The organism is Hydrogenophaga sp. H7, assembly GCF_002025745.1.
Taxonomy (GTDB): domain Bacteria; phylum Pseudomonadota; class Gammaproteobacteria; order Burkholderiales; family Burkholderiaceae_C; genus Hydrogenophaga; species Hydrogenophaga pseudoflava.
In genome coordinates, this window is record NZ_MCIC01000016.1 from 81,632 (window position 1) to 99,784 (window position 18,153).

Consider the following 18,153-nt stretch of genomic DNA (forward strand, 5'->3'; position numbering starts at 1 on the left):
GGTGTTCTCCTGTCAGGGGTCAGGGCTGGGGCGCCAGCTCGGGCACGAACCTGGGCAGCGGAAAGTGCTTCTTGTCCGTGCGCACCGGCTCCTGCGGGAAGGCCGTGCCGTCCTTGTTGAAGTAGGTGATCTGCAGCTCGTACCCGGTCGGCGAATCCGCCCGCACGGGGATGCGGAACACCTGGTCGACCGGCTCGGTGAACAGGAAGGAATCGTTGAAGCGGATCTGGTTGGCCGCGTCCTCGTAGCGCACGCTCACCTCCACCACCGGCGTGTCGATGAAGCTGACGAAGCGCGGCAGCAGCGTGACCTTGATCTCGGGCGTGAGCAGCCGGGGCAGCACCACCTCGGTCCGGTCGTCCACCACCTCGGGCTCCTTCACGGTGCGGCCGTCGGCGGTGTGGAAGGTGACCTGGTAGCGGTACTGGCGCGGGCTGTTGTCGGCGATCGGCACGCGCCACTCCTCGATCTTGTCGCCCTTGACGAAGGTGAAGGTCTCCACCTTCTGGATGCTGTTGGCCGCGTCGGCGTAGCGCATCGTGGTCTCCACCACCGGGCTGGTGTCGAAGTCCACCACGTTGGGCAACAGCTTGACCACCAGCTGCGGCACGGTGCGCACCACGATGGGCAGGGCCTGGTCGCCGTCCATCCGGGTCCACTCCCCCTCGCGCAGGTCACCGTTCTGGAAGGTGGTCAACACCTTGTATTCGAACTGGCGCACCTGGCTGTTGCGCAGCACCACCGACCAGGTCTTGAACTCGTTGATGGCCTTGAGCGAGAAGGCCTCGTCGGCGCGGTAGTTGTTGGCCGCGTCCTCGTAGCGCAGGCTCACCACCGACTGCACCACGCCGGCCCAGTCGCCCGTGGGCACGAGCCGCACGTCCAGCTTGTCGTACAGCGGCGCGTTGATCAGCAGCTGCCGGGCCGTGGTCTCGGTCCAGTCGGTCTCGATGCGCTGGCCGTCCTTGAGGAAGAAGTGCGAGCGGTAGCGCACCGGCCGGTCCCAGTTGGTGAAGATGACGCGGTTGTAGGTCTGCTCCTGCTGCCCGTCGAGCAGGCGGAAGGTCTCGATCTCCTCGTTCACACCCGAGCTGGTGTCGGCGTAGGCCACCTCCACCTGCACCTGGTCGACCGTCTGCGCGAAGTCGATCTGACCCGCCAGCAGGCGCACGTTGACCCGGCCCGCATCGGGTATCGAGAGGTTGAGCTGCGGCGATCGCTCGCGCTCCCAGCGCGTGAACTCGCCGGGCGGCTTGCCCTGGAAGGCGATGCGGTAGCGGTACTGGTACTCGCGCTTGGCACCGATCAGGCTGGGGTCCCACTCGCCGCGCGTGCTGTCCTTGCTGAAGGTGAAGGTCTGCTGCTTCTCCACCATGTCGCCGTTCTCGTCGCGGCCCTCGTACTGCACCTGCGCCTCGACGAAGGCAATCGGGTTGTGCTCCCAGTCGGCGAAGGCCGAGACCTTCAGGCCCAGCGTCATGAAGAAGGGGTCGTTGAGGTCGGCCACGCGCACGTACTTGCCGATCTCGGCGGCCGACATGCCGGCGAAGAAGGACTGCATGGTGCCCTGCGGGTGCACCGGCCACTCGGCGATGCTCTTGATCTCCTCGTGGTAGGCGATGGAGGTGAACTCCATCTCCTGCTCGGACTTGAAGAAGTACACCTTGCGTTCGTCGTCCATGGCCACCGGGTCTTCGGTGGCGGCGGGCGCGTCCTCCTTCTTGAAGAACTTCTCTTCCATCAGGTTGGTGACGATCTCCATCGCCGTGGCGCGCAGCTCGTTGACGAACTTGTCGTCGAGCTTGAGCGTGCCGGTGTCGAAGCTGATCTTGATCAGGTTGGACTCCACCGCCATCTTCAGGTGCTGGTCGAAGTGGTAGAGCTCGTCCTCGTTGCATTCGTTGCCCTCGAAGTCGTGCATCACCGCGCGCAGGCCCTGGTAGACGCTGCGCGTGTCGGCCTCGATGGACAGGCGCACCGGCGGCAGGCGGGCCCACATCTTGAGATCGAAGCGCACCTGGATCGGCGTCAGGTCGCTGCCGCCGGTGCCGTCGCGGTTGACCAGGGTCTTCTCCATGAAGGTCGCGCCGGCCTCGGTCAGGTCCATGTTGGCGCTGGCCACGTTGCTGCCCACCAGCGACAGCGGGCCTTCGACCACGCGGTGGCTGACCAGCGAGGCGGCCTGCGGCGCGCTCACGCTGAAGGTGCCGTCGGTCCAGGTGGGCACCGAGAGGATCACCGTGGGCGGCTTGTTGCCGGGCGGCGCTTCGGGCGCGTCCGGCCGCAACCCGAGCTTGACGTCGTGGATCGACAGCGAGGTGTTCATGGACCGGTTGTTGGCGTAGGCCCAGCTGCTCAGGCGCATGCCCTCGACCCGTTCGTTGTGGGCCTCGGCCAGGGCCTTGAGGCGCCGGTACTCGTCGTCCACCAGGTCCTGCAGGCGCTGCACCAGCGCGGCCTGGTCCTGCTCGGCCACCCGCATTTCCACGTCGAAGGCCATGAAGCCGCCGCCGCGCCCCAGCGCCGGGTTGGCCACCCGGTCCTGGTCGCCGAAGGCGTACTTGATGAGCAGGAAGACCGGGTTGTCGTTCTGGTCGCGCCGGACCGAGATGTAGTCCGGGATCACGTAGAACTTCCAGAACATGGTGTCGTCCTGGTAGACGGTGACGCGCAGGTCTTCGAAATACGCGTAGGCGGGCACTTTGAGCATGGTGGTTCTCCTGGCGGTGGGTGTGCGGTGGGGTCAGGGTGCGGGCTGCCAGCGCGGAATCACCAGCAAGGGCTTGTCGGTGTGGGCCAGCGGCAGGGTGTGGGGCGTCTGGTCGGGCGCCACGAAGTAGGTGATCTGGTAGCTGTAGAAGCGGCGGCTGAGGTCGCCAACCTCGACCGTCCAGCTCAGCGTCGCGCGCTCGCTGAAGGCCACCGCGTGGCTGGCGTCGATGCCATGCACCTCGTCCTGGTAGCGCAGGTCCACCGTCACCAGCGGTGTCTGGGCGAAATCGATCAGCGCGCCCACCAGCTGCACCGTGAGCGAGCCCGGCCGGGGCGGCTGGTAGGGCGGCAGCACGAGCACCGGGTCCTCTTCCTCGAAGGGCGGCAGCACCACCGGGTCGCCGGTGGCCGGGAAGTGCGTCACCTGCACGCGGTAGCGCACCGGTGTGCCGGCGGGCACGTCCACGTTCCACACCACCGGCTGCTTGGCCCGGAACACGAAGGTCTCCTGCCGGCCGGTGGGCAGGTGGGTGAGGCCGACCTCGGTCAGCGGCGCGGCGGCCAGGTCGAGCCGGTCGGGAATGATCTGGATCTGGTGGCGCGGCGGCGCCTGGACCACGATGGGCAGGGTCTCCTCGCCCGTGTGGCTCTGCCACGGCCCCTGCTGGAAGCGGCCGTCCTTGAAGCTGGCGTGCACGCGGTACTCGAAGCCCCGGCGGTTCTGGTCGCGCAGCGCGACCTCCCAGGTGCGGAACTCCTGGCTGGTCTTGAGCACCAGGCTCTCCTCGCGCCGCAGGCCATTGGGGGCGTCCTCGTAGCGCAGGTCGACGATCACCTGGGCCACGGCGTCCCAGCCGTCGCCGGCGGGCAGCAGGCGCACGCGCAGCAGGCCGCGGGCCGGCTGGTTGACGATGAGCTGGTGGCCGGAGAGTTCCTGCCAGTCGGGGTCTTCGACCACCTCGCCGCTGAGCATCCGAAAGCGCTGGCGGTAGAGCACCGGGCGCGCGCGCGGCTCAAAAATCTGCCGGTCGTACACACCGCTGGTGCTGGTCTTGTCCAGCAACACGGTCTGCTCCTGGCGCGGCACGCCGGCGGCCGGGTCTTCGTAGGCCAGCAGCACCTGCACCTGGCGCACCTGGTTCTCTAAGTCGATGTCGCCCGCGCGCACCTCGACGAACACCCGGCCGGCGGCCGGCACGGAGATGTTGAGGTCGTTGCGGCTGGCGGCTTCCCAGCGGGTGAACGAGCCGAACGCCCGGCCGGCGAACTTGAAGCGGTAGCGGTATTCGTAGCCGCGCTCGTCGCCGATCAGCTTGGGCTCCCACTTCTGGGGCTGGTTGCCGGTGAAGGTGAAGGTCTTGAGCTTTTCCTGGCCGTCGCCGTTGGCGTCGCGGCCGGCGTAGCGCAGCTCGACCTCGACCGCCTCCAGCCCCGCGGGATCAAAAGGCGCGAACACGCGGGCCGTGAGGTTGAGCGACTGGAACACCGGATCGTCCAGCACCACCACGCGCACGAAGTTCGCGATCTGCGCCGCCGACATGCCGCGGAAGAAGGTCTGCAGCGTGCCCTGCGGGTGGATGGGCCAGGACACCACGCTGTTCTGCTCCAGGCTCAGTTCCAGCTTCACGTGCATGCTGTCCTGCTGCTTGCGCAGGTACTTCTTGGTCTTGTCCCGGCGGCCCGAGAGCGCCTCGTCGGGCACGTCGCCCGAGCCCGAGGGCCGGTGCGCCTCGGCCGGGTCGTCGGTGAAGAAGTTCGACTCCACCAGCTGCTGCATCACCTCCAGCGCGTAGCGCCGCAGCTCGGCGATCACCGCGTCGTCGAGCGAGCCGCTGCCGGTGTCGATCTGCACCGTGATCAGGCCGGCCACCTCGGCCGAGGCGGTGTCGATGTCGCTGTGCTGGAAGTCGTAGGTGGTGCAGTGGTCGACACCGGCGCCGTCCATGATCTTGCGCACCTGCTCGTACATGCGCTGCGAGTCGGCCTTCACATGGATGCGCACCGGCGGCAGCCGGGCCCAGAAGCTCAGGTCGTAGCGCACCTGGATCGGCGTCAGGTCCGAGGCCCCGGCGGCCCCGCCGCCGCCGGTGAGGGTGCGCTCCATGAAAGTGGCGCCCTCGCTGGTGAGGTCCATGCTGAACACCGAGACGTTGTCGGCCAGCAGGGACGGCGCGCCGCTGGCCACGCGCTTGCTCACCAGCACGCTGGTCTGCGGCGCGTCCATGGCCACCGTGCCGCCGGTGTAGGTGGGGGTGCCGAAGTCCACCGGCGGTGGTGCGGTCATGCCCTGCACCGAAGCCTTCTCCTCGGCACTGCCGGCCTGGCGGCGCGCGAACTCGGTGTCCACCCAGGCCTGCAGGTTGGCGCGCACTGCCTCGCGCTGCGCGTCGTCCAGCTCGAACACCACGTCGACGTTGAGGTAGCCGCCGCCGCGCGGCAGCGTGGGGTTGCGCGCCAGCTCCTCGTCGGACAGCGCGTACTTGACCAGCAGGAACACCGGCTGGCCGTCGGCGTCCAGGCGCACCCGGGGCTGGTCTGCCACGGGGTAGAAGCGGTGCCAGAGCGTGTCGTCGGCGTAGACGGTGACGCCGTCGACGGTTCGGAAGGCGGGGACTTTCAGCATGGGGTCACCTCTGTGGAGGGTGGGCGCACCGGGGCGGTGGGGCGCGGGTTCATGTCGGCACCTGCTCGACGAGCAGTTCGGGGGTCTGGTCCACGCGCCAGGGGCCGACGCGCAGCGGGCGGGTGGCGCCAGTGGCCGGGTCGCGGCCGACCCAGTGCAGGCGCCAGGCGTAGGAACGGGGCTGCAGCAGGCTGCGGCGCCAGTAGGACCAGCGGCGTGCCTGCCCCGCCTCCAGCGTCAGCAGGGTGCCGCTGGCGCCGTCGGCGGGCACGGTGTCGCTGGCCAGCAGCTCCACCGCCACCAGCGCCGTCGCCCCGGCCAGCGGTTCGGCCAGGCGCAGGTCGACCGTTTCTGGCGCCGTGGGCTCCAGCGCCCAGCCGTTCAGGCGCAGACCCTCTGTCGGCAAGGTGCCGGACCAGCAGGGTTGCTCCGCGCCGTCGCCCGCGCGGGCCATGGCCTGGGCCGTCACCGGGGTCAGGCGCTCGTCGCCGGTCAGGCACACCCAGGCGTCCGGGGTCTGCGGGTTCAGTTCGATGGATCGGGTCGGGCCGCTGGCGGGAGTCACCACCAGCCGCACCGCCACGGCGTGGGCCCAGAGCGAGGGGTCGGCCGCCACCGGCACCGGGCGCACGCCGGCCTCCGCCTCGCCGATCACCAGCTGCAGGCCCTGCACCGGCACGAAGTCCGGCGACGAAACGGTCAGCGGCAGCTGGCCGTCCTGCGCCACCACCGCCAGGCAGCGGTGGGACAGCTCCAGCCCGCGGCCGAACGCCGGGCCGACCACCGACAGGGCGTGCAGCCCGGTGCGGGCATCGAAGCGGAAGGTGTGGTGCACCCAGGCCCCGCTGGGACCGCGGTAGCGCAGCTCCACGTCCAGCTGGGCCAGGCCGCGGGGGTGCAGGGGCAGGGCGCAGAGCACGTGCACCGTGACCCGCTGCATGGGGCGGAACGGCGTGACCACCGGAAAGGCCAGGGCGTTCCCGGCCCATTGGCGGTGGGCCTCGCTCACCGACCAGCCCAGGCGCCGCTCGACGGTGTCGGGCAGGGGCAGGTCCAGGCGCCACGAGAGGCCGTCGACCGCGTCGGTCAGCGGCACCCCGGGGTGCCACTCAAAGCCCTCGCCCACGCGGCGGAACAGGCTCTGGCGCGCGCTGCGCGCGGCCTGCAGCGCCAGGGCCTCGGTGTCGGCGGGCACCGCGCCTTCCTGAGCCTGCCAGCGCAGCAGGCCCGCCGGCAGGCTCAGGAAGGCGCGGTCGAGTTCCTGGGCGCTGGCCGGGCCGTCGGCGGGCAGCAGGGCCTGCAGCTGGTCGTGCAGGGTGGTGCCGGTGGTCGTCACCACCCAGGGCAGGCCGGGCCGCAGCCCCGGCACCCGCAGCCGCAGCTCCAGCTCCACCGGTTCGGGCCCGCCGGCCTCGGCCTCGCGCACCAGTGCCGTGACGATGCGGGTGTCGTCCGGGCCCAGGTGATGGGTGAGCGAGAGGGCATCGGCCGAGCCCACGGCCACGGGCTGCCACTGACCGGCCGCCTGCACCAGGTCGCCCGACACGCCGCGCAGCACCAGGCGGGCCTCGGCCTGCGCCACCGGCGCGGGCTCCAGCGCATGGCCGGCCAGCGACGGCTCAAGCGCCAGGGCGTCGAGGCCGGCGTGGTCCAGCGCCAGAAAGGCCTGCAGCAGCCCGCCGTCCTGCGCCGTGCCGTCGTCCGTCGTGCGGCGCAGCAGCGTGAAGCGCGGCAGGCCGTCGGCGTCCAGCGCCAGGGCCACGCGGTCCGGCAGGACATACAGCCGGTGCGCGTCCCGGTGGTCGGGGAACACGTCCGGGAAGTCGGGCAGCGGCCGGGTGAGCATCATGGTCACCCCTGCGGCAACGTCACCTGCAGATGGCCGACCCCGGCCAGTCCGTCGTGCACGCGTTCGCCACCCCGCGCATCCACCGCCACCAGCCGGTAGCGGTAACCAGGCTCCAGGCCCAGGATGCGCGCCACCACCGGCTTGCGCAGGCTCACCGTCTGCACCAGCGTGCCGGCGTCGAGCGTCACCACCGGGCCGTCGTCGAACTCGACCCGCAGCGACGTCAGCGCACCGGGGCCGAAGAACAGCGGGCTGGCCGACACCTGCACCTCGAAGGTGGCCTCGGTGAAGGCCTCGGTGACGGTGAGCTGGCCCATGAGCCGGGCGAGGTCGGGCTGGATGTCCAGGTCCAGCGCCGGGCTGACCGACAGCAGCGGGAAGGCCGCGGGCTCGACGGCCAGGCGCAGGTCCAGGGTCTGGCCCGGCGCCACCGCAGCGGCCGGTGGCAGCTCCAGGGGGCGCACGGTCACGGTCTGCGCGACACCGGTGGCCGGGTCGGTCCACACGCCCAGCTCCTGCGGGTGGACCCCGTTGACGCGCACCGGGCTCTCGATGCGGTTGCGCAGGGTCACGACGTGGTGGCCGGGCACGCCGTCGGGGTCGGGGCGCAGCAGCTGGGGATCGAACACGCTGCCGGTGTTGTCCTTGAGCGAGACCACCAGCGGGATGTCGACCTGCGTGCCGTCGCTGATGGTGGCCGTCACCCAGCCCTGCATGCCGATGCCCGCCGGCGACTGGAAGGCGGCCGCCAGACGCACGAACTGCGCCTCGTCCAGCGACAGCTCGTCGGTGATGCCCTCGTCGAAGCGGATCACCGCGTCGGGCCGCTCCTGCAGCGCCGGGGGCGCGCCGTCGGCGGTCGGCACGCCCAGGGTGAGCCGGGCCGACCGGGGGGTGAGCGCGGTCAGGCGCGCCGCGGGACCAAAGCGCTGGCGCGCCAGCAGAAGGAAGGCCTGGCCGAGGTGGGGCCGCGCCTGGAACGCCAGGCGCACCCGGTAGGACAGCGCCTCGCTCTCGGTGGCCACGTCGGTGATGGCGAACACCAGCGAAGGGAGGAAGGGGCTGGCGTCGCTGCGCGCGAGCCGGAACTCCTGCGGCTCGTAGTAGACCTGGTCGCGCACCAGCGAATCCTGGAAGAAGGTCACGCTCTGGCCCTCGGCCACCAGGTCGTGCTTGAACAGCACATGGGCCTGCGAGGGGTCGCGCGGCGCATCGAGCATGTAGCCGTCGGCCTGGGGGTCGAAGGTGCAGGCCAGCGACTGCGTGCACTCGACCTCGCGCCGCACCAGCACCGGCCGGCCCTTCTTGTCGATGGCCACGCGCCGCGGCAGGGTGCGCAGCACGCGCGCCGTCTCTTCCCGGGACAGCGCCTCGTCCAGATCGGGGTTGTGGTGCGGGCGCCGTACGCCCCGCGCGAGTGCCCGCGTGGCGGCACTGGCGCGGTCGGCCCGCAGGCTGGCGATCGCGGGCATCCGCGGCCCCGCCGCCGCCACCACCGCCAGCGGCTGGGTGCGCAGCGTGCTCAGCACCGCGGGGCTGATGCGAACCATGTCGATGTCCGGCTGCAGCGGGGCCACCGCCGGCCGGTCGTGCAGCCACCACTGCTGCCAGGTGCGCTGGCCGATCGTGGCCTTGCACACCACCTCCAGCCGGGCGCGGTGCACCGGCGAGGTGATGATCTGGTGGATGCGGTCGTAGTCCTCCTGGGCATGGAAGGGCAGCGTGCAGCGGTGCATGCTGCCGCCCAGCGGGTTCAGCGGGCCGAGCGCCTCCCAGATCAGCGGCTGCGCCGGCGCGGCGGCCACCGAGCGGGCCATGACGTAGTTGCTCAGGCGGTCGGTGCGGCCATCGGCGTCGGTGTAGTCGTCCAGCACGTCCACCACCAGCGTCTGGCCGCTGCGGCGGGCGGTGAGGGTGGTGACCTTGAAGCCGAAGGCGTAGACCCCGGTCAGCGCGTCGCCCGAGGGCATGGCCGTGGTCTCGCCCCAGTCGCAGTCGCTGGGGTGGCACTTGCCGAAGCCGTGCATGAACCAGCCGCCGTCGGCCCGCCGCCCGATCAGCAGGCGGGTCATGCCCCGCGTGGCCGCATCGGTGTTTTCCCACTGGCCCTCCCAGGTCAGCGTCGCCGGGTCGGCCGCCGCCACCACCGGCATTTCGTACCCCAGCCGCAGCGTGGCGGTGTGCTCGAGCGTGCGCATGGCGAAGCGCGCATCGACGGCGTGCACCGCCAGCAGTTCGATGTTCAGCCAGCCCAGCGGACCGAGCGGGTCGTCGTCGGCCGTGCGCAGGCGCAACCGGGAGGTGTGGCGCCCGCCCACCGTGTTCCATTCGTAGCGCGGCAGCTGGTACCGGGCGCTGGCATCGTCCGATGCCTCGTAGAGCACCTGGGGTTGGAGGGAGCCGTCCGGGCTCACCGGCACCGGGGCCTGTGCAGCCGCTGTCGTCACCGGATGCACCTTGGGCGTGAGCAGCAGCGTCTTGAGCTCGAAAGCTTGCAGCTGGTTGCTCATCAACAGAACCTGCTCGTCGCTTGTCATGTCCGCTCCTGCAAGAGGTGCCCCCGGTGGCCCTGACCCGGTGGACGGACCAGCGCGGCGGGGGGAGGGGACCCAATGTAGGAGTGCAGAACGGCGGTGACATCCTTCCGACTAGGGACCGGCGGCCGCAAGGATCACCCGTTTTGAGGACAAGTCCGCGCCCGTATAACCGATCCGCCGCCGCACCGCCGGGCGGCAGGAACAAAGGCGTTCCGGTTCCCGTTTTCCCCGCGGGCGCCAGCGCTGTTTGCTGCACCGCGTCATGATTTCTTCATGTGCCCGCACGGTGCGGGCGCCCCACCTCCCCGGAGCACCCGTTTCATGAGCGACCTGTCGCAACCCACCCACGCCCCCGTCCTGCTGGACAAACTGCAATGGCGCTACGCCACCAAGAAGATGGACCCGTCCCGCGCCGTGCCGCAGGACAAGGTCGAGCGCATCGTCGAGGCCGCGCGCCTGGCGCCCACCTCCAGCGGCCTGCAGCCTTTTGAAATCATCGTCGTCACCAGCAAGGCGGTGCGCGAACAGATCCAGCCCATCGCCTGGAACCAGGCCCAGATCACCGACGGTTCGCACCTGCTGGTGTTCGCCGCCTGGGACACCTACACGGCCGAGCGCATCAACCACATGTTCGACCTGGTGAACACCGAGCGCGGTTTCACTAATGAGGGCTGGGAGAACTACCGCCAGATGCTGCTGAACAGCTACCCGCAGCGCGACGCGCAGGTGAACTTCGAGCACGCCGCCCGCCAGGCCTACATCGGCCTGGGCGCCGCGCTGATCGCAGCCGCGTTTGAAGAAGTGGACGCCACGCCGATGGAAGGCTTCGACCCCGCCAAGCTGGACGAGATCCTCAAGCTGCGCGAGCGCGGCCTGCGCAGCGTGGCCATCGTGCCGCTGGGCTACCGCGCCACCGACGGCGACTGGCTGGTGAACCTGAAGAAGGTGCGCCGCCCGCTGGAACAGTTCGTCACCGAAGTGAAGTGATCCGCCCGGGCGGCGGCGGGCCTCAGGCGGCCTGCAGCGCCCGGCGGTCGATCTGGAACGCCGCCACCGAGGCCACCAGCTCGCGGGCCTGGTCGTCCAGACTCTGCGAGGCCGCGGCGGTCTCCTCCACCAGGGCCGCGTTCTGCTGCGTGGCCTGGTCCAGCTGGGTGATGGCCTCGCCCATCTGGGTCACGCCGGTGCTCTGTTCCTGCATGGCAGAGGCAATATCCACCACCAGCTGGTTCACCCGCCGGATGGATGCCACCACCCCGGTCATCGCCGCGCCGGCCTGATCGGCCAGTGCGGCGCCCGTGCCGACCTGGTCCACGCTGGCCTCGATCAGCTGCTTGATCTGCCGCGCCGCGTCGGCCGAACGGCCGGCCAGCGCCCGCACCTCCGAGGCCACCACGGCAAAGCCGCGCCCCTGTTCGCCGGCCCGCGCCGCCTCCACCGCCGCGTTGAGCGCGAGGATGTTGGTCTGGAAAGCGATGCCGTCGATCACGCCGATGATCTCGGCGATGCGCCGCGAGGCGTCCTCGATGCTGCGCATGGTGCGCACCACCGAGGCCACGGTCTCGCCGCCGGCCTCGGCCGCCTGCGAGGCGTCGGTGGACAGCGTGCGGGCCGCCTGCGCGCTGTCGGCGTTCAGGGCGATGGCGCTGCTGAGCTGCTCCATCGACGCGGCCGACTGTTCCAGCGCGCTGGCCTGCGCCTCGGTGCGGGCGCTCAGGTCCTTGTTGGCGCTGGCGATCTGCGCCGAGGCCGAACCCACATGGTCCACCCCGCGGTGCACCTGGCCCACCAGGCTGCGCAACCCGTCCTGCATCACCCCCAGCGACTGCAGCAGCTCGGCCACCTCGTCGCGGCCCTGCACCGGCACGTCCTTGGTGAGGTCACCGGACGCAATGCGACCGGCCACCGCCACGCCTTCGCGCAGCGGCCGCACGATGCTGCGGGCCAGCACCACCGAGGCCAGCAGGCCCAGCACCAGCGCCGCCGCCCCGAGGCCGATCTGCAGCAGCTGGGCACCGCCGATGGAACGCCCCACGGCCTGGCCATGTTCCTGCGCCAGGCGGTCCTGCAGCGCGCGCAGGGTGTCGATGGGTTGCTGCAGGCGCGCCAGCGCCGGCAGGGTCTCGCTGCGCAGCAGCTGCTGGGCTTCATCGATGCGGCCTTCCTTCGCCAGCGGACCGACCTTGACGAACGAGGCCACATAGGCGGCGCGGGAGCTGCGCAGCTCGGCCAGCGCGGCCTTGCCTTCGGGCCGTTCCACCAGCCGGTCCAGCGTGAGCAGGGCCTCGTCGATGGCCTTGCGGTTGGCGTCGATGCGCGCCTGCACCACGGGTATCTGCGAGGGCTCCACCAGCAGCAGCTCGGCGGTGTTCAGGCCGTTGGCCCGCGTGGCCGTGTCGACCACCGACACCGCCGCCACCTTCACCATTTCGCGCTCGATCAGCTGGCTGTTTTCCTGCCCGATCAGCCGCAACGACAGCAGCGACGAGGCCACCAGCCCCGCAATGAGCAACAACATCAAACCGAAACCGGCCGCCAGCCGCGCACCGATCCGGAACCTGGACACTCCCCACATGCTGAACTCCTGGCGCGCGCACACCGCGGCCTGATGCGGAGTTTTTCGGCGCGGGGCGGGCGCGCTGAATAGTCCTGAAGAACTATGGCGGGCCTAAGATCCGGGACACCTCGCCACCCACCGCCGCCGACACGCCATGTCCCAGGAATCCCGCCGCACCAGCCAGACCGGGGTCGTGCTGCGCCTGGGCAGCACGCAGACCCTGGCCTGGGCCTCGTCCTATTACCTGCCGGCCCTGCTGGCGGCGCCGCTGGCCGCCGAGCTGGGCCTGGCGGTCACCCAGGTGTTCGGTGCCTTCACGCTGGCACTGGTGATCTCGGCCCTGGTCGGGCCGGCCGCGGGCCGCGCCATCGACCGCCACGGCGGGCGCGCGGTGCTGCGGGTCACCAACCTGCTGTTTGCCGCCGGCCTGGCGGCGCTGGGCCTAGCGCAGGCCGGGTGGCAGGTCTGGGCCGCGTGGTGCGTGATCGGCGTGGCCATGGGCAGCGGGCTCTACGACGCGGCCTTCGCCACGCTGGTGCGGCTCTACCCGGTCAGCGCGCGCAACGCCATCACCGGCATCACGCTGATCGCCGGCTTCGCCAGCACCGTGGGCTGGCCGCTCACACAGTGGGGCCTGGACACACTGGGCTGGCGCGGCACCTGCCTGGGCTGGGCGGCGCTGCACCTCGTGCTGGGCCTGCCGCTGCACAGTGGGTTGCCGCGCGGGCGGGTGGAAGAGGCGCCGCCGGTGCGGGCCGAATCCGCGCCCACCGCACCCGCCGACTCGGGCGCACCGGCGCAGGCACCCGCCGGCAATGGCGTCGCCATCGTGCTTGCCGCCGTGTTCGCCATCGCCTGGTTCACCAACACCGCCATGGCCGCGCACCTGCCGCTGCTGCTGCAGGCGCAGGGCCTGTCGGCCTCCACCGCACTGGGCGTGGCCATGCTGGTCGGCCCGGCGCAGGTGGCGGGGCGGCTGCTGGAATTCGGCCTGCTGCGCCGCGCCCACCCGCTGCTCTCCAGCCGCTTCGCGACCGCGGGGCACCCCATCGGCGTGGCGTTGCTGGCCCTGGGCGGGCCGCTGGGCGCCTGGCTGTTTGCCGTGATGCACGGCATGGGCAACGGCATCCTGACGATTGCCAAGGGGACGCTGCCGCTGGTGGTGTTCGGCGCCGCGGGTTACGGCGAGCGCCAGGGCTGGCTGATGGCGCCGGCCCGCGTGTCGCAGGCCTTCGCGCCGCTGCTGTTCGGTCTGGCCATGGCGCACTGGGGCGGCCACGCGCTCTGGCTCACGGCCGGGCTCGGGCTGCTGGCGCTGGCCCTGCTGCAGGGGCTGGCGCTGCACATGGCGCGCCGCGGCGCAGCGGTGGCGCCTACGACCCCACGGCCTGACGCGCCAGCCTGAGAAAGCGCGCCCGATCGGCCTCGCCCAGGGCCTGCAGGATCTCGTTCTGCAGGTTGCGCACCACCGGCACCAGCGCCTGGAGGATGCGCTCGCCCTCGGCCGTCAGCGACAGCACGCGCGCGCGGCGGTCGCGCTCGCTCACCACGCGGTCCACCCAGCCCTTCTGCTCCAGCCGCTCGATCACGCCACCGATGGTGGCGCGGTCGTAGGCGATCAGCTCGGCCACGGTCGCCTGGTCCGTGCCCGGGTGGTGGCCGATGGCGTCCAGCGCTGCGAACTGCACCGGCGTCAGGTCGAAGCCCGCCGCCTGAGTGCGCTGCACGAACACCTGCGTGGACAGCTGGTGCAGCCGGCGGATCAGGTGTCCCGCCATGTCGAGTGAGTCCATGCCTGCGCTCCGTTTCAAAGACTATTGATAAGTATACGTACCGTATTGACACGAATTAGTAAGCATAGATATCATTTGCTCCCACCCATCGCCCCCGGGCGACCTTCCCATCAGGAGACACCCCATGCAGTTCTACAAAGACGGTTTTCGCGGCGGCAACCCCGACATCAAGCAGGCCGCGCCCAACCGCCGCAACCGGGGCGTCAACGAACCCCTGCCCGAAAAGGTGGACGTGCTGATCGCCGGCACCGGCCCGGCCGGCCTGTGCCTGGCCGCGCAGCTGGCGGCCTTCCCCGAGATCGAGACGATGATCGTCGAGCGCATGGCCAGCAACATCATCAAAGGCAAGGCCGACGGCATCAACACGCGCACCATGGAAATGTTCCAGGCCTTCGGTTTCGCCGACAAGGTCAAGCGCGAGACCTACTGGGTCAACCAGACCGCGTTCTGGATGCCCGACCCCGCCAACCCCTCGCACATCCGGCGCGTGGGCCGGGTGCAGGACGTGGCCGACGACAGCTCGGAGATGCCGCACATCCTGATCAACCAGGCGCGCTTGCACGAGCTGTTCCTGGAGGTGATGGCGAACTCGCCCTCGCGCCTGGCGCCCGACTACGGCTGGGAAATCGTGGGCCTGACCATCGACGAGACCACCGACGACCACCCGGTGACCGTCACGCTCAAGGACTCGACCGGCATCAACTGGGGCGCCACGCGCACCGTGCGCGCCAACTACGTGGTCGGCTGCGACGGCGCGCACTCCGCGGTGCGCAAGGCGATTGGCGGCGTGCTGCACGGCGACGCGGCCAACCAGGCCTGGGGCGTGATGGACATCCTGGCCAACACCGACTTCCCCGATGTGCGCCAGAAGTGTCTGATCTCCTCGGCCAACGAGGGCAACGTGCTGATCCTGCCGCGCGAAGGCGGCTACGTGTTCCGCATGTACGTCGAACTCGACAAGCTCAAGGACGGCGAGAAGGCCGCGAGCAAGAAGTTCACGCAGGACGACATGATCGCGGCGGCCAACCGCATCATCAAACCCTATTCGCTGGACGTGAAGGAGATCGTCTGGTGGTCGATCTACGACATCGGCCACAGCATCACCGACAAGTTCGACGACGTGCCCGAAGGCAGCGACCGCGCCCCGCGCGTGTTCACCGCCGGCGACGCCTGCCACACCCATTCGCCCAAGGCGGGGCAGGGCATGAACGTGTCGATGCAGGACACCTTCAACCTCGGCTGGAAGCTGGTGCATGTGCTGCAGGGCCGCGCCGACCCGAGCCTGCTGCGCAGCTATTCGAAAGAACGCCTGACCGAGGCCAAGCGCCTGGTTGAGACCGACCACGAGTGGTCGCGCATCATGTCCGCGCCGACCACGCAGGCCGAGCGCGAGGGCACCGAAGAGCCGCGCATCATCCGCCAGTTCAAGGCCAACCTCGAATTCACCGGCGGCACCGCGGTGAAGTACGACACCTCGACCCTGTTCGCACCCGGCACGCACCAGGCGCTGGCCAGGGGCGAAGAAATCGGCCGCCGTTTCCACTCCGCGCCGGTGGTGCGCCTGTCGGACGCCAAGCAGATGCAGCTGGGCCATGCGGCCGAAGCCGACGCGCGCTGGCGGATCTACGCCTTCGCGGGCCAAGGCGACGTGGGCCAGTCCGGCGCACCCATGGCCCGCCTGGCCGACTGGCTGGAGAACGACCCTCAGTCACCGGTCGTGAAGCACACGCGCAAGGGCGAAGACATCGACGCCATCATCGACGTACGCGCCATCTTCCAGCCGACCTTCGACCAGCTCGCCTACGAGCACATGCCCTCGCTGCTCAAGCCGAAGACCGGCAAGCTCGGCCTGCAGGACCACGAGAAGGTCTTCTGCGTGGACCACAAGGGTGCGGGCGACATCTACGACATGCGCGGCATTCACCGCGAGCGGGGCTGCCTCATCGTCGTGCGGCCCGACCAGTACGTGGCGAACGTGCTGCCGCTGGACGCGCGCGAGGAACTCTCGGCGTTCTTTGCCGGGGTGTTGCGCTGAGGCAAGGCGGCGCGGCCAGCGACGGGGCCGGCCTCAGAGCCGGCGGGCGTAGATGAACCGGCCGTTGGCCTGCCAGAGCAGGGTGAGTGCGCCCCACCGCTCCAACAGACCCAGGGTGGACGAGCGGTCGGCAGCCGTCACCGACCACATCTTGCTGCCCTCGTCCTCGAACACGGGCGCGCCGAACAGGGACCGCAGCGTCTCCTCGGCGTTGGCCTTGTGGATGCCCTGAAGCCGTTCCAGCAGCACCCGTTCATCGGGCGTCATCGCCGCCACCGCCTGCGCGTTGCGCGCTTCCAGCAAGCCCGAGGTGTCGGCGCCGTGGCGCCAGGAGCTCAGCAGCCCGTCCGAACTCTCGATGCCGAAAATGTCCATCGCTCTTCGAGGTAGCCGACGAACCGGTCCTGGTCCTCGCCCTCGGCGGAATCGAACTTCTTCATCACCGGCTTGAACAGGCCCAGCACGACCGGCTTCGTCTGCCGGGACGGCGGCAGCTTGCGCAGGTCGCGCGCCAGCCGGTTCACCCAGGCCTCGTACCGGAGCCGGTCCGCTTCCTTCAGGTCCACGCGGTAGAACGGCTCGTTCACGAACTTCTTTTTGGCGATGAAACGGTCCAGCGCCTGCCGGCGGTCCTCGGCGGCCGGGCCCTGGCCTGCGGGGTCGGCCCAGACGTGGATGGACACCGCGCCGAGCAGGGCGGAGAGGAGAAGGGCGCGGCGGGAGGGGGAGGTACAGGTCGGCATTGCTCGCCCAGGAGGGTGTGGTGGAGGTTCGGAGGTGAACAAGTTCGCCATTCTTGCGACGGAGGGGCCGGGGAATGCGCCGCCTCAACGGCCGGCGCCCGGTGCCACCAGTCCGCGGCGCGGGATGGGCGTGGAGAACACGATCGAGGTCCGTGTCTCGCCGTAGCCATTGATGGACGAGAGGAAGCGTTCCAGGTCTTCCAGGCTGCGCGCCACCACGGTCACCACATAGGAATCCGCCCCGGCGACGTGGTGGCATTCCAGGACCTCGGGCGCACGGCGCAGCTTGTCGATGAACGCCTTCTTGCCCGGCTGCTGCACCGTGATGCCCACGATGGCGCGCACCGGATAGCCGGCCAGCGCCGGGTCCACGTCGGCGCTCACCGCACGCACCACGCCCGCGTCCTTCAGCCGCTTCAGGCGTTCGACCGTGGCGGGCACGGACAGACCCGCAGCCATGGCCAGGGTCTTGAGCGGCGCCCGGCCATCGGCCTGCAAAGCCATCAGCAGCGCCCATGCCTTGGCGTCCAGTTCCAGCGTCGTCTCGGCCATACACGCCTTTCACCTGAAAAATCGATGGTGAACGCGATTCTCACCTGAGATAGCGCCTGTGCAGCGCACCAGGGCCTGCCGACAATCTGGTCCATGGACACGCTTCATTCATTCCCCCTGGCCGGGCTGTTCGTTCAGTCGATGCTGATCGGGCTGTCCATCGCGGCACCGGTCGGGCAGATCGGCATCCTGGCCATCCAGCGCACGCTGGACCACGGCCGCGCCGCCGGCCTGGCCACGGGTCTCGGCGCCGCGCTGGCCGACGCGGTCTACGGTGCCATCGGCGCGTTCGGTGTCTCGGGCCTCATCAACTGGCTGCTGGGCCTGAAGCTGTGGCTGGGCCTGTTCGGCGGCGGGTTCCTGCTGTGGCTCGCGTGGCGCATCGCGCACAAACCGCCGGTGCGGCGCAGCGGCCAGCACCCGCCACCGGGCACCCTGCTGCGCGACGTTTCGGGCACCTTCCTGCTGACGCTGTCGAACCCCACCACCATCCTGTCGTTCATGGCGGTGTTCGGTGCGCTGGCGGGCGGAGCACCCGTGCTCTCGCCCTGGGTGATGGTGCTGGGCGTGCTGCTGGGCTCGGCCCTGTGGTGGCTGATCCTGTCCACCGGTGTGGCCTGGCTGCGCGAGCGCTTCGACGAGCGCTGGCAGCGCGCGGTCAACCTCGGCTCGGCCGCGCTGCTGGCCGCCCTGGGGCTGTGGCAACTGGGCCAGCTCGTGACCTAGGGTCGACAATCGGCGGAGCCTCATCC

At 70.3% G+C, this 18,153-nt stretch carries 13 protein-coding genes; 4 read left to right on the plus strand and 9 right to left on the minus strand.

Translation table 11 applies throughout. The features are described from left to right. Nucleotides 1–19: 19 nt before the first annotated feature. The 4 genes from BC358_RS13940 to BC358_RS13955 are packed head-to-tail and all read right to left on the minus strand — an operon-like array spanning nucleotide 20 to nucleotide 9,721. Nucleotides 20–2,710, minus strand: a complete 2,691-nt coding sequence (locus tag BC358_RS13940; protein ID WP_079366291.1) for a hypothetical protein — start codon at nucleotides 2,708–2,710, stop codon at nucleotides 20–22. A 33-nt stretch (nucleotides 2,711–2,743) separates the two neighbouring features. Then, nucleotides 2,744–5,335 (minus strand): hypothetical protein, encoded by a 2,592-nt coding sequence (locus BC358_RS13945; RefSeq protein WP_079366292.1) that lies wholly within the window; start codon nucleotides 5,333–5,335, stop codon nucleotides 2,744–2,746. A 49-nt stretch (nucleotides 5,336–5,384) separates the two neighbouring features. Next, on the minus strand, nucleotides 5,385–7,184 hold the full coding sequence (locus BC358_RS13950; RefSeq protein ID WP_079366293.1) for a hypothetical protein: 1,800 nt from the start codon (nucleotides 7,182–7,184) through the stop codon (nucleotides 5,385–5,387). Nucleotides 7,185–7,186: 2 nt separating this feature from the next. Next, nucleotides 7,187–9,721: a hypothetical protein gene (locus tag BC358_RS13955; protein ID WP_079366294.1), complete on the minus strand. Its 2,535-nt coding sequence runs from the start codon at nucleotides 9,719–9,721 to the stop codon at nucleotides 7,187–7,189. A 321-nt stretch (nucleotides 9,722–10,042) separates the two neighbouring features. Here BC358_RS13955 and BC358_RS13960 point away from each other — a divergent pair, with 321 nt between their 5' ends. After that, the gene (locus tag BC358_RS13960) at nucleotides 10,043–10,708 is read left to right on the plus strand and encodes a nitroreductase family protein (protein WP_079366295.1); all 666 of its coding nucleotides are present in this window, start codon (nucleotides 10,043–10,045) and stop codon (nucleotides 10,706–10,708) included. Nucleotides 10,709–10,730: 22 nt separating this feature from the next. Here BC358_RS13960 and BC358_RS13965 read toward each other — a convergent pair whose 3' ends face one another. After that, complete coding sequence (locus tag BC358_RS13965; protein ID WP_079366296.1) at nucleotides 10,731–12,296, minus strand: methyl-accepting chemotaxis protein; 1,566 nt, start codon at nucleotides 12,294–12,296, stop codon at nucleotides 10,731–10,733. Nucleotides 12,297–12,432: 136 nt separating this feature from the next. Here BC358_RS13965 and BC358_RS13970 point away from each other — a divergent pair, with 136 nt between their 5' ends. Then, nucleotides 12,433–13,683, plus strand: a complete 1,251-nt coding sequence (locus BC358_RS13970; protein WP_079366297.1) for an MFS transporter — start codon at nucleotides 12,433–12,435, stop codon at nucleotides 13,681–13,683. Here the strand turns inward: BC358_RS13970 and BC358_RS13975 are convergent. After that, nucleotides 13,652–14,071 (minus strand): MarR family winged helix-turn-helix transcriptional regulator, encoded by a 420-nt coding sequence (locus tag BC358_RS13975; RefSeq protein WP_079366298.1) that lies wholly within the window; start codon nucleotides 14,069–14,071, stop codon nucleotides 13,652–13,654. The genes BC358_RS13970 and BC358_RS13975 overlap by 32 nt on opposite strands. 124 nt (nucleotides 14,072–14,195) lie before the next feature. Here BC358_RS13975 and BC358_RS13980 point away from each other — a divergent pair, with 124 nt between their 5' ends. Further along, entirely contained in the window at nucleotides 14,196–16,106 is a 1,911-nt protein-coding gene (locus tag BC358_RS13980; protein ID WP_079366299.1) for an FAD-dependent monooxygenase, read from the plus strand. A 33-nt stretch (nucleotides 16,107–16,139) separates the two neighbouring features. On the opposite strand, the gene BC358_RS13985 is transcribed toward BC358_RS13980, so the two are convergent. From BC358_RS13985 to BC358_RS13995, 3 genes are all read right to left on the minus strand, one after another. Next, complete coding sequence (locus BC358_RS13985) at nucleotides 16,140–16,481, minus strand: hypothetical protein (protein WP_079366300.1); 342 nt, start codon at nucleotides 16,479–16,481, stop codon at nucleotides 16,140–16,142. Further along, nucleotides 16,442–16,849, minus strand: a complete 408-nt coding sequence (locus BC358_RS13990; protein ID WP_143434310.1) for a DUF4844 domain-containing protein — start codon at nucleotides 16,847–16,849, stop codon at nucleotides 16,442–16,444. The genes BC358_RS13985 and BC358_RS13990 overlap by 40 nt, the downstream gene beginning before the upstream one ends. Nucleotides 16,850–16,933: 84 nt before the next feature. After that, the gene (locus BC358_RS13995; protein WP_174545232.1) at nucleotides 16,934–17,401 is read right to left on the minus strand and encodes an Lrp/AsnC family transcriptional regulator; all 468 of its coding nucleotides are present in this window, start codon (nucleotides 17,399–17,401) and stop codon (nucleotides 16,934–16,936) included. Nucleotides 17,402–17,494: 93 nt separating this feature from the next. Between BC358_RS13995 and BC358_RS14000 the strand changes: the two genes are divergently transcribed. Beyond that, a complete protein-coding gene (locus BC358_RS14000) occupies nucleotides 17,495–18,127 on the plus strand; it encodes a LysE/ArgO family amino acid transporter (RefSeq protein ID WP_079366302.1) in 633 nt (210 codons plus the stop codon). The last annotated feature ends 26 nt before the right edge of the window (nucleotides 18,128–18,153 follow it).